The organism is Advenella incenata (genome assembly GCF_004217095.1).
GTDB classification, from domain to species: domain Bacteria; phylum Pseudomonadota; class Gammaproteobacteria; order Burkholderiales; family Burkholderiaceae_B; genus Advenella; species Advenella incenata.
In genome coordinates, this window is record NZ_SHKO01000002.1 from 518,005 (window position 1) to 529,481 (window position 11,477).

General features: G+C 55.7%; 10 protein-coding genes. 9 read left to right on the plus strand and 1 reads right to left on the minus strand.

The annotated features are described in order from the left end of the window. Positions 1-11 precede the first annotated feature (11 nt). The 9 genes from EV681_RS13600 (at position 12) to EV681_RS13640 (ending at position 10,441) form a co-directional block, all read left to right on the plus strand. Positions 12-1,382 carry an NAD(P)/FAD-dependent oxidoreductase gene (locus EV681_RS13600; RefSeq protein WP_128392963.1) on the plus strand — a complete coding sequence of 457 codons (1,371 nt, stop codon included), beginning with the start codon at positions 12-14 and terminating at the stop codon, positions 1,380-1,382. Then, positions 1,382-2,194 (plus strand): transporter substrate-binding domain-containing protein, encoded by an 813-nt coding sequence (locus EV681_RS13605; RefSeq protein WP_242612255.1) that lies wholly within the window; start codon positions 1,382-1,384, stop codon positions 2,192-2,194. Before EV681_RS13600 ends, EV681_RS13605 begins: the two co-directional genes overlap by 1 nt. Before the next feature lie 174 nt (positions 2,195-2,368). Further along, positions 2,369-3,397: a taurine ABC transporter substrate-binding protein gene (tauA, locus tag EV681_RS13610; protein ID WP_128392962.1), complete on the plus strand. Its 1,029-nt coding sequence runs from the start codon at positions 2,369-2,371 to the stop codon at positions 3,395-3,397. Between the two features lie 80 nt (positions 3,398-3,477). Continuing rightward, the gene (locus tag EV681_RS13615) at positions 3,478-4,290 is read left to right on the plus strand and encodes a taurine ABC transporter ATP-binding protein (protein ID WP_128392961.1); all 813 of its coding nucleotides are present in this window, start codon (positions 3,478-3,480) and stop codon (positions 4,288-4,290) included. Further along, positions 4,283-5,110 carry an ABC transporter permease subunit gene (locus EV681_RS13620; RefSeq protein ID WP_130304290.1) on the plus strand — a complete coding sequence of 276 codons (828 nt, stop codon included), beginning with the start codon at positions 4,283-4,285 and terminating at the stop codon, positions 5,108-5,110. Before EV681_RS13615 ends, EV681_RS13620 begins: the two co-directional genes overlap by 8 nt. Before the next feature lie 178 nt (positions 5,111-5,288). Then, the gene (pdxR, locus tag EV681_RS13625) at positions 5,289-6,854 is read left to right on the plus strand and encodes a MocR-like pyridoxine biosynthesis transcription factor PdxR (RefSeq protein ID WP_130304291.1); all 1,566 of its coding nucleotides are present in this window, start codon (positions 5,289-5,291) and stop codon (positions 6,852-6,854) included. 58 nt (positions 6,855-6,912) lie between these two features. Next, positions 6,913-7,701: an IclR family transcriptional regulator gene (locus EV681_RS13630; RefSeq protein ID WP_242612256.1), complete on the plus strand. Its 789-nt coding sequence runs from the start codon at positions 6,913-6,915 to the stop codon at positions 7,699-7,701. A gap of 53 nt (positions 7,702-7,754) precedes the next feature. Continuing rightward, positions 7,755-8,735, plus strand: a complete 981-nt coding sequence (locus tag EV681_RS13635) for an AAA family ATPase (protein ID WP_128392957.1) — start codon at positions 7,755-7,757, stop codon at positions 8,733-8,735. Then, complete coding sequence (locus tag EV681_RS13640) at positions 8,732-10,441, plus strand: cobaltochelatase CobT-related protein (RefSeq protein WP_128392956.1); 1,710 nt, start codon at positions 8,732-8,734, stop codon at positions 10,439-10,441. The genes EV681_RS13635 and EV681_RS13640 overlap by 4 nt, the downstream gene beginning before the upstream one ends. Here the strand turns inward: EV681_RS13640 and pta are convergent. Beyond that, entirely contained in the window at positions 10,415-11,464 is a 1,050-nt protein-coding gene (pta, locus tag EV681_RS13645; protein WP_128392955.1) for a phosphate acetyltransferase, read from the minus strand. The genes EV681_RS13640 and pta overlap by 27 nt on opposite strands. Positions 11,465-11,477 lie beyond the last annotated feature (13 nt).

The window sequence follows — 11,477 nt, forward strand, 5'->3', positions numbered from 1 at the left end:
GGAGCATCGTCATGGCAACTTTGATGCGCGCATACGATCCGCTGTTTGATCCGCTTACCGATACTCCGACGCAAGGCCAGCAGTATGCTCCGACATACTGGGTTGCCACTGCTGGTGAACCGCCGCCCGATGACGGTCCGGCCCCGGACGGGCTGATTGCCGATGTGGTTGTGGTCGGTTCCGGCTTTACCGGGCTGTCTACTGCGCTGCATCTGGCTCAGGATCATCAGGCTCAGGTTGTGGTGCTGGAGGCCAATGCTGCTGCCTGGGGTTGCACCAGCCGAAACGGCGGGCAGGGACAGAATGCCATGGGTCGACTGTACCGCTCCCAGTGGATTGCCAAATGGGGTGAGCAGACGGCCAAACGGCTGGATGCAGAAATACGCTCCGGTTTCGAATACTGGGAGTCGCTGGTCGCGCAATTCGATTGTGATGCGCAAACAGGTGGCCATCTTTACACTGCGCACCGTGACAAGAAAATTGATTTTCTGCGTAATGAAAGCCGGGTGATGAATGACGTCTTCGGCTACAAGACGCGCATGCTCAGTCGGGAAGAACTGCGCGAAGAATATGTGAACGATCAGGAAGCGAAGGCGGCCTTGTGGGAGCCCCAGGGCGTCGGCGTGCACCCGCTGAAGCTGGCCTTCGGTTATCTGCGACGCGCACGGCAGCTTGGAGTCAAGGTGCATACGTCAAGCCCGGTCATGAAAGTGGAAACACGCGATGGCCTGCATTATTTGCACACCCCCGGCGGTATCGTCAAGGCGCGCAAGGTGGCTTTCGCCACAGGTGGTTATACAACGCAAGGCGTACATACCACAACGCGTTCCAAGTTGATGCCGATCCAGTCCAATTCCATGGTGACCCGTCCGCTGACCAAGCAGGAGCTGGCCGAGGCCGGACTCAAATCAACCGTGTTCATTACCGACACTCGTACGCTGCGCTTTTACTATCGGCTGTTGCCTGATGGCTCCGTGCAAATTGGCAGCCGCAGTGCAATTACCGGCAAGGATGCAGCCAATCCCAAGCATCTGGCTTTGCTCAAAAAAGGTCTTTACCGCAAATTCCCATCGCTCGAAGGGGTGCCCATTGCGTATAACTGGAGCGGGTGGGTTGATGTCAGCCACGATATGATGCCGCGTATTGTTCAGCCCGATCCCTCGTTGTCGCTGTACTATTCGTTTGGCTATGGTGGTAACGGCGTGTCTTCCTCTGCATGGGCGGGGCGACGGCTGGCGCAGCGCATTGTGGGGCAGGACGGGGCACAATGGGATCTGCCCATCTACAACTCGCCGCTGCCCGGCCATCTGTTTTCTCCTTTCCGGCGTCTCGGACAGGCCATGCTCTATCACTGGTATTACCTGAGAGATGAGGTGATCTGATGAACCGACGGCACTGCTCACGTCGCACGTCTATTGGCCTGGCTCTGGCAGCATTCGCTTTTCTGATGCTGTATTCAGTGATGCCGCCAGGCGCCCGCGCGGCGCGGGCAGAAACACTTGTCGTGGCTACAGATACCGCCTTTTTGCCGTTTGAATTCAAGGAGAACGGTAAATATGCTGGCTTTGACATGGATCTGCTCGATCTTGTCACCAAGCGAATGGGCGTATCCTATTCTTTGCTACCCATGGATTTTTCCAATATCTTCGCAAATCTGACGGCCGGCAAAGTGGACATGGCCATCGCGGGTATTTCCATTACGCAGGATAGGGAACGGAGCATGGATTTTTCCGATCCGTATTTCCGCAGCGATATTTCATTGGTCGTGGCTCAGGACAATACCGATATTCAGCGCTTTGGCGACCTGGCGGGCAAGCGGATAGGGCTCAAGCGCGGTACCGATGCGGTGGAATATGTCAGCCGCACCGTGCCAACGGCAAGGACAAGCTATTTCCAGAACATGGATGGCGGTTTTCCGTATCTTGAGCTGGCCGCCGGTCGTTTGGATGCACTGGTGCATGACACGGCAAATGTGCGGTATTACACGGCCAATAAGGGTAAAGGGCTGGTCAAAGTGGTCGATACCGTTGTTACTGGAAACAATTTTTATGCTATGGCGTTTCCCAAGCACAGTGCGCTGACGCAGCGGGTGAATGCGGCGCTGCGCGAGACGATACAGTCGGGACAGTATGCCGATATCTATCGCAAATGGTTCGGCGTGGCACCCGACCCCGACAGATTGATAATCCATTAAAAAGCCGGACCGGCGAGGGTTCGTGCGGCAATAAGAGGAGGCCCTGTAAAGGGGTAAGTGGTACAGGAGGAAGACAGGCAGCAATGGCAGTATTAATAATTGAATAGAAAAAAACATCGCGTGGACCAAGCGCATTTACTACAACGTTGTAAACCACCATTCATGGAGTCAAACATGAAAAAAACGTTCCTGAAAACATTGCTGTGTACCTCAGCAACCGCGACGGCGCTTCTCTGGTCTGCCCACGCAGTGGCAGAAGAGGAAGTGACCGTTGGATATCAACAGATCGTCGGACCTTATGTGTCCGCCATCGCGATGAAGAAATTCGACGAGCCGCTAAAAGCGGCGGGCTACACCGTCAAGTGGCGCCAGTTCAGCTCGGCAGGCGATATTTCCAGCGCTTTGGCCTCCGGCGGCATCCCTATCGGGGTTCTTGGTTCTACCGGGATTGCGGCCGCTGCAACGCGGGGCGTGAATATGCAGTTGTTCTGGATTCTTGACAACATTGGCCATTCCGAAGCGCTGGTGGTTCGCAAGGAGTCGGGCATCAGCAAACCGGAAGACCTCAAGGGTAAGCGTATTGGCGTGCCGTTTGTTTCCACATCGCACTTTCATTTACTGGTCGCACTGAGCAAAGTGTGGAAAATGAATCCGCGTGATGTGCGTATTCTGAACATGCAGCCGCCGCAGATCGTGGCAGCCTGGCAGCGCGGCGATATCGATGCGGCCTATGTGTGGCCCCCTGCGCTGACGACGCTGCTTAAAGACGGAACGGTGCTGACTGATTCCGAGGAAGTGGGCAAGGCCAGCGTGCCGACATTTGATGGCATTGTGGTCGACAAGGCCTGGGCAGAGAAAAATCCGAAATTCATGCAGGCCTATACTAAAGTCATGGCCGATGCTTACCGCGACTATAACCAGAATAGTGCCAAGTGGACCGAAAGCAGTCCTGAAGTCAAGGGTATTACCCAGATGATCGGCGGCAATGCAAAGGATATTCTGGAAGCGATGAAAATGCTGGTCTTCCCTTCAGCGCAAGAGATGGCTTCGAAAACCTGGCTGGGCGGTGGGGCCGGTTCTGGTGCCGTCAAGGCGCTGACCGAAAGCGCTGCGTTCCTCAAGGAGCAAAAGCAGATTGACTCTGTGCTGCCTGACTATAGTGGATTTGTGAATGCCAGTTGGGCAGAGCAGGCCGCAAAGTAAAAATAATTGCAGATGCAATAACCGTGGCAGGAGGACGATGTCCGCCTGTCACTGAACGAAAGTAGTTGGAGACCATCGCAATGCAAACTGTAGCCGAGAATCTGTATGTAAAAGATGTCAATGTCGTGTACCCGGGGATACGCCAGAATGATCGTGTTGTTGCGCTCAAGGATGTCAACCTCACAATCGACCGCGGCCAGTTCGTGGTCGCGCTCGGCGCTTCCGGCTGTGGCAAGACGACCTTCCTGAACCTGTTGGCCGGCTTCATGTCGCCTTCTTCCGGCACGATCATGCTGGGCAACCAACCGATATCAGGCCCCAGCGCGGATCGGGGCGTGGTGTTTCAGAAGCATGCGTTGCTGCCCTGGCTTAACGTTATTGACAATACCGAGTTCGGACTGAAGCTGCAGGGTGTGTCGAAAGCCAAAAGGTATGAAATCGCTGCCCGCAACCTGGAGTTGGTCGGGTTGAAAGATTTTCATCAGCATATGATCTACCAGCTTTCCGGTGGGATGCAGCAGCGGGTGGGTATCGCCCGCATTTTGACCTGCAATCCGGCCATGCTGCTGATGGACGAGCCCATGGCCGCGCTGGACGCACTGACCCGCGAAACCATTCAGGAACTGTTGCTCAAGGTGTGGGAAGTGACGGACAAAATGTTTTTCTTTATCACGCACAGTGTGGAAGAAGCCCTGTTTCTGGGATCCAAACTGATCGTGATGTCACCGCGGCCGGGCCGGATCACCAATACCTACGAGCTTTCGTTCAATCGGCAATTCCTGGCAGGAAAAAGCGCAAGGCAAATCAAATCCAGTCCCGAGTTCATTGAAATGCGCGAGACGGTGCTCAATATCATCTACAGCGACGAGCGGGAAGGAGGCCACCATGCTTAATAAACTGTTCGGCAGATCAGCTGCCGTACCGGGCCAGGTCTATGGAGCCCCGGGGGCCGGTGCCAGCGTGTTCATCAGCATCGCAACGGCGATTTCCTTGCTGATATTCTGGTCCATTATTACGTATTTTGGTTGGGTCAAGCCGCTGTTTTTGCCGTCGCCTGTGGCGGTGTATAACAAGTTCATCGTCGGTATGACAGATGGCATTGCCAATGCGACGCTTATCGAGCATACCGTGGCCAGCCTGACCCGGGTGTTTTCAGCGTTCTTTCTGGCGCTGCTAACGGCCGTGCCTGTGGGCATTATGATGGGTGTCAATCGCGTCGCGCGTGGGCTGTTCGATCCGATCATCGAGTTCTACCGGCCCTTGCCGCCGCTGGCCTATCTGCCGCTGGTCATTATCTGGTTCGGTATTGGCGAGTTTCCCAAGGTTTTCCTGATCTATCTGGCTATTTTTGCCCCCATGGCAATTGCTGCCAGGGCCGGCGTCAAGTCGGTGTCAATGGAGCAGATTCATGCTGCCTACTCCATGGGCGGATCAAACAGGCAGATTGTCTGGTATGTGATATTGAAGTCGGCCCTGCCGGAAATATTCACAGGCATGCGCATTGGTATCGGGGTGGGCTGGAGTACACTGGTTGCTGCCGAGATGGTGGCGGCCGATCGCGGCCTGGGTTTCATGGTATTGAATGCAGCGCAGTATCTGGCCAGTGACACCGTCATTATGGGCATCATTATTATCGGGTTTTTTGCGTTTATCTTTGATGCCCTGATCCGCTATATAGAGAAGGCCATGGTGCCCTGGAAGGGCAAAGTATAGATCGAACCCTGTACATGCCGCAGATTTGCCGACATGGGTCGCCGTTGCATGGTGACCATGTTCGTTTCAGGGATAATCGCAAGCTTCTATTGCATTTGAAATTATCGTGAGCCAGCACACAGACACTCCTGTCGCGTGCCGGATCACGCCTTCATTGGCCTGTTACAAGAAAAAAGCAATGAGTAACCACAGAAAACGTGTCAGCCCGGGATCAGACAAAGTCAGCACACCCAGTCGGGCAGCCTTAAGTGCGCTGCTTTGGGAGAAACTGTTTCGTGAAACCAGCGAATCGCTGGGGTTGCAGGGCCGGATCCGGCAGATGCTGGTGGCCGCCATTACGCAGGGGCACCTGACGCCGGATGCGCCGGTGCCTTCCAGCCGTTTCCTGTCGGACACGCTCAAGGTGGCGCGCAATACGGTTGTGTTTGCCTACCAGGAACTGGTCAGCGAAGGCTATCTGGTAACGCGCAACCGCAGCGGTCATTTCGTGGGGCAGGCGGCGCAGCAGCGCAATATGCTCGATATTATCGCCAGCGCCGGTGGCGATGACGAAACTGATTTCTGGCACGGACGCATCCACGCACGGCCCAGCCAGCAACGCAACATCCGTAAGCCGGCCAACTGGCAGACTCAGCCCTATCCCTTTGTGTACGGTCAGTTTGATCCTGCTTTGTTCCCCACTTCCGAATGGCGTGAATGCTGCATGAAGGCGTTGTCCATTGTCGACATTCGCAGTTGGGCCCAAGACCTGATCATGATGGATGACCCGGAGATTATTGCCGCCATCCAGAACCAGGTGCTCCCGCGACGGGGTTTTTCTGCGACCAAGGATGAAATCATGGTGACGGTGGGGGCGCAGCACGCGCTGTATCTGCTGGCAGATCTATTGGTCAGGCCGGGCAACAAAGTGGGCATGGAAGAGCCCGGCTATCCGGACGCGCGTAATATTTTTTCCAGCCGCACCCGTCACGTGGTGCCGGTACCGGTCAACGAAGAGGGCGTTGATGTCGAGGGCATTACTGTTGATATGGACATGATTTTTGTCACGCCAAGCCACCAATGCCCAACCGGGGTCACGATGTCCATGGCGCGGCGCCAGGCGCTTCTTGAAAAAGCCAATGCCTGCAATACGGTGATTGTCGAAGACGATTTTGAATTTGAAAACAGCTTTATTGATAAACCCTTTCCGGCGCTCAAGAGCCTGGACCAGAACGGGCGTGTGATTTATGTCGGCAGTTTGTCAAAGACATTTGCACCCGGGCTACGGCTGGGGTTCATCGTTGGTCCAAAGCCGCTGGTCGACGAGCTGCGTGCACTGAAACGACTGATGTTGCGACATGCCCCTTCTTTTCTGCAACGGGCCTTTGCCCTGTTCGTCTCGCTGGGCCACTACCAGTCTTTTCTGCGCAAGCAATCGCAAATCTATGGTCAGCGCGAACGGGTACTGCGTGATGCGCTAAAGGAGTATCTGCCGACGTTTCAGATCATCTCCTCGCCAGGCGGGTCATTTTGCTGGGTAAGGGCGCCGGAGCATATCGACACCACTGCGCTGACGGCAGTGGCATTGCAAAACGGGATTGTCCTTGAACCGGGCGAGGTATTCTTCAGCCGGGTATCTAAAGGCGCCCGACGCTACATTCGTTTTGGCTATGGTTCCATTGACGAGCCGAAAATTGCAGTTGGCATTAAAACCCTGGCTGAACTGGTTGCGCAGCATTTTCCGGTAGTTTCAAGAAAACGTTGATCAATATTCCGGTTATTGGTATAATTTATTTCAATATTTGAAATAAATGGCGATTTCTATGGATATGATCGAAACTGAACGTGTCGAAGGCAATACCCCAACGCTACGGCTGTTTGCGCTTCTTGAGGTCATTGCAGAAAAAGACAGCTATTTTTCGCTGCAAAGCCTGAGTGAAGAACTGGGTATTCCCAAGCCAACCCTGCACCGTATGCTACAGCAACTGGAAAGCGCAAGGCTGATTATCCGCGACGGCGACGGCAGGCAGTACAGTACCGGCCGTCGCTTGCACCAGATGGCCGAAAAGCTGCTGCTGAACAACACCATTCACGGCTCAAGACGCGCCGTATTGCGGCACCTGGTAGAGGAAATCGGTGAAAGCTGCAACATTACCGCCTGCACCGGCAATGAGGTGCTGTATCTGGACCGCGTGGAAACGGTCGCGCCGCTTCGGTTCTATCTACACCCGGGCTCGCGCGTGCCGCTGCATTGCTCGGCCAGCGGCAAACTGTTTCTTGCGCAAATGTCGCCGTCACAGTGTCGTCGTTTGCTGGAAGCAGCCCCGCTGGAACAGTATACCCCGAATACCCTGACGCGCTATGACGCGATCGAACAGGAAATAGAACAGGTTCGCCGGCAGGGCTATGCCATGGACAACGAAGAATTTTTGCCCGGCCTCATTTGTATTGCCGTGCTGGTTCCGGGAGACAACGGCAAGTCAAACATGGGCATCGCGGCGCAGTCCCCCATCATGCGCATTACCCGCGAAAAGGCATTGGGATTTTTGCCGGTATTGCGTCGTGCAGCCGACTCACTGGCAGAAATTGAAAAAGCCAACGCGGCAGCGTAAACCATTCATGCGCAGTGGTCCGCCATTGCGTTTCGCAACGGAGGCAGATCCTCATGACCACCCCGCAACACTCCCCCCGCGCTGTTCGCGAGATTTCCGTCAGGCAAGTCTTCGGGCTTGATACCGACCTGACTGTGCCCGCGTTTTGCGAGCCTACGGAACATGTGCCGCAGATTGACACCGCCTATCATTTCAATCATGATGTCACGCTGGCCATCCTGGCCGGCTTCATCCAAAACCGGCGGGTCTTGATCCAGGGCCTGCACGGCACCGGCAAGTCCACTCATATCGAACAGGTGGCCGCCCGGCTGAACTGGCCTTGCGTGCGGGTCAATCTGGATGGTCATATCAGCCGCCTGGATCTGGTCGGCAAGGACACCATCGTGTTGCGCGAAGGGCGCCAGGTCACCGAGTTCCAGGAAGGTATCCTGCCCTGGGCGTTGCAGCAACCCATGGCGCTGATCTTTGACGAATACGATGCCGGTCGCCCCGATGTCATGTTTGTCATTCAGCGGATTCTGGAGCGCAACGGTCATTTTATGTTGCTGGACCAGAACCGCAGCATCGCCCCGCATGCCGATTTCAGGCTGTTTGCTACCGCCAATACGCTGGGGCTGGGCAATCTGAACGGCCTGTATCATGGCACCCAATCGCTCAATCATGCGCAGCTGGATCGCTGGAATATTGTCGCTGCCCTCAATTATCTACAGCCCGAAGATGAAGTGCAGATTACTGCAGCCCGCGTGCCACAGATGGACGATGCACAAGGGCGCCAGACAATTCGCAAAATGGTGGATCTGGCTAATCTCACGCGCAAGGGGTTCGAGGCAGGCGATATTTCCGTACTCATGTCGCCTCGCACAGTCATTACCTGGGCAGAGAACCGGCAAATCTTCGGCGATACTGGTCTGGCATTTCGATTGTCATTCCTGAACAAATGTGATGACGCCGAGAAAGAACTGATTGCCGAATATTACCAGCGCTGTTTCGAGCAAGAGCTGCCCGAAGCATTTATGGGTACTATGCTTACGTGAACGATATTGCGCACAGCATATTCCAGCAACATACCGACGAGTTGTGCGGCGCTGCCGTGCGTGCCATCAGCGGGCGCATCAATGCGCATTTCAGAAAGGGCAGGCTGTATCTGGATGACAGTCTGGTGCCGGTGCTGGCGCCACATCTGCGGCTGGACCCAGATAATCAGACCTTCAGGGATTTTCGTGCCGTGGCCGATGGTCTGGCGTTGCGTCTGCTTGCCTGCGATCCGATTATCTATGAACAGGCATGTCCGCAAGATGAGACCGCCCGGCTTCTCTATGATTTTTTCGAACAGGTGCGCCTGGAGGCGACGGTCGCGTCAGAATGGCCAGGGGTGCAGGCTAATGTGCAGACGCGCTTTCGTGCCTGGGCCGAGGCGTTTGAACATTCGCCCTTGATCGAGTCCAGCCTGGGCATTTTGCTGTTTACAGTCATGCTGACCGTGTGGTCACGAGTGACCGGGCACGTGCTCAGCGAAGCCCAGCAGGATCTGCTGGAAGCCACGCGCGCCGGTATGGCAGGTGAAATAGGCCAGGAGTTGTATGCATTGCGCCGTCTGCGCAATGATCAGGCAGCCTATGCTGTGACAGCGGCACGGCTTGCCGAAAAGATTAGCTTGAATCTGGCCTCGGAAATGGCGCTGGATCGCCGGCAGAAGGATTCGGAAAAGAGCAGCCGATCGCTGTTTTCCCTGCTGCTCACACCAGACACGCAGCCCGAGGATGGGTTTGATGTTGCACCGTTCGGCCAAAGCCGGGTATTCGATCAGCACCAGGCCAGCTACCGTGTATTTACTCGTCGCTACGACCGTGTTGAACTGGCGGCCTCGCGAGTAAGGCGGGCAGAGCTCAAGCAGTTTCGCCAGCAAATGGACGAAGATCGTGCTGCATTGTCGATCGGGGTGGCTCAGTTGGCCAGGCTGTTTCGCCGCATCTTTCGCATGCCGCAGGATGACGGCTGGATCTTTGGCCAGGAAGAGGGCATTCTTGACGGCCGTACGCTTAGCCAGTTGGTTGCCAGTCCTGCCGAAACACGGATATTTCGCCAGGACCAGGTGATTGAACGGGTCGACCAGGCCGTCACTATTTTGCTCGATTGCTCCGGTTCCATGCGCACGCATGCGCGCCGCTTGTCTGTACTGCTCGATACCTTGTTGCGGGCTTTGGGAATGGCTGGCGTGCAAACCGAATTGCTGGGCTTTACGACCGGTGCCTGGAATGGCGGTCGTGCCTTGAAAGACTGGCAGCGTCAAGGCAAGCCAGCTCATCCCGGACGCCTTAATGAGCTATGTCATTTGCTATTTAAGCAGGCCGATACGAGCTGGTCGCGCGCGCGCCTGGATATCGCGGCTTTGCTCAAGCATGATCTGTATCGGGAAGGGGTCGACGGTGAGGCGGTCCTCTGGGCCTCACAGCGGCTGCAGGAGCAGCAGGTCAGGCGGCGCACTCTGATTGTGGTTTCTGACGGTTGCCCGATGGACAGCGCCACGCAATATGTCAACGATGATTATTATCTGGCCAGCCACCTGCAACAGGTTGTGCGGCAAACCATCAGCCAGGGTATTGACGTTGTCGGACTGGGTGTCGGGCTGGATCTGAGTTCGTATTATCCAAGAAGCCTGGCGGTAGATCTGCAGCAGGCACTGACGCCTGCTGTGTTTTACGATATTGCACGATTACTGTCCGGCGGACACCGACGATAATTCACCGGCGCGGGCTTGCAGTTGCTGCTGTTGTGCCTGTACGCAAGTGACGGCAATGACATTGTAAACGTCGTCGGCACTACAGCCCCGCGACAGGTCATTTGCTGGTTTGTTCAGCCCTTGCAACAACGGGCCGATAGCGATGGCGCCCCCCAGTCTTTCTGCAAGCTTGTAGCCGATATTGCCGGCATTCAGATCCGGAAAAATCAACACATTGGCTCGTCCATGAATCTGCGAATCACTGAGCTTGCGCGACGCGATGTCGGGAATAATGGCGGCATCCAGCTGCACTTCGCCGTCGATCAGCAGATCCGGCTGCGCTTGCTTGACCAGGCTGGTGGCCTGCTGGACCTTGGTCACGTTGATATGTTGCGCACTTCCCAGGGTCGAGAACGATAACATGGCAATGCGTGGCGCCTCGCCCAGCAGCGCGCTTGCGCTTTTTGCCGAGTCAAGGGCAATACGTGCCAGTTGTTGTGCATCCGGATCAATGACTAGCCCGCAATCGGAAAAAATCATGCCACCCTTGGTTGGGTGGTGCTCGTGTTCAAAAATCATCAGAAAGAAACTGGACACGATACTGCCGGCAGAGGCTTTGGCGCCCACCACCTGAAGTGCAGTGCGGACCACATCTGCTGTCGTATGAACAGCACCGGCGACGGAGCCGTCGGCGTCACCCATCTGTAGCATGAGATTGGCAAAGCACAGCGGTTGTGTAATGGCTTGCTGTGCCTGTTGCAGTGTCATGCCTTTTTTCTCGCGCAAGCGGTACAGCTGTTGCGCATAACGTTCACGCGCTTGGCTGGTTGCCGGGTCGGTAAAGGTCATGCCCGAGATATCCAGGCCATGCTGGCTGGCGATCGCGGCGGTTTGCACCGGATCGCCCACCATGATGACATCTGCAATACTGTCCCGCTGGGCCCGTATTGCTGCTTCAAGCACGCGCGGATCCTGGGCTTCGCACAACACGATGCGTTTCGGGTCGGCTTTCGCCGTTTCGACGATGCGTTGCAAAACGCCCATGATGTGCTCCTCA

Bases quoted from the DNA above. Each gene is read 5' to 3' on its own strand.
- EV681_RS13600 (WP_128392963.1), top strand. From the start codon at position 12: ATGGCAACTTTGATGCGCGCATACGATCCGCTGTTTGATCCGCTTACC.
- EV681_RS13605 (WP_242612255.1), top strand. From the start codon at position 1,382: ATGAACCGACGGCACTGCTCACGTCGCACGTCTATTGGCCTGGCTCTG.
- tauA (WP_128392962.1), top strand. From the start codon at position 2,369: ATGAAAAAAACGTTCCTGAAAACATTGCTGTGTACCTCAGCAACCGCG.
- EV681_RS13615 (WP_128392961.1), top strand. From the start codon at position 3,478: ATGCAAACTGTAGCCGAGAATCTGTATGTAAAAGATGTCAATGTCGTG.
- EV681_RS13620 (WP_130304290.1), top strand. From the start codon at position 4,283: ATGCTTAATAAACTGTTCGGCAGATCAGCTGCCGTACCGGGCCAGGTC.
- pdxR (WP_130304291.1), top strand. From the start codon at position 5,289: ATGAGTAACCACAGAAAACGTGTCAGCCCGGGATCAGACAAAGTCAGC.
- EV681_RS13630 (WP_242612256.1), top strand. From the start codon at position 6,913: ATGGATATGATCGAAACTGAACGTGTCGAAGGCAATACCCCAACGCTA.
- EV681_RS13635 (WP_128392957.1), top strand. From the start codon at position 7,755: ATGACCACCCCGCAACACTCCCCCCGCGCTGTTCGCGAGATTTCCGTC.
- pta (WP_128392955.1), bottom strand. From the start codon at position 11,464: ATGGGCGTTTTGCAACGCATCGTCGAAACGGCGAAAGCCGACCCGAAA.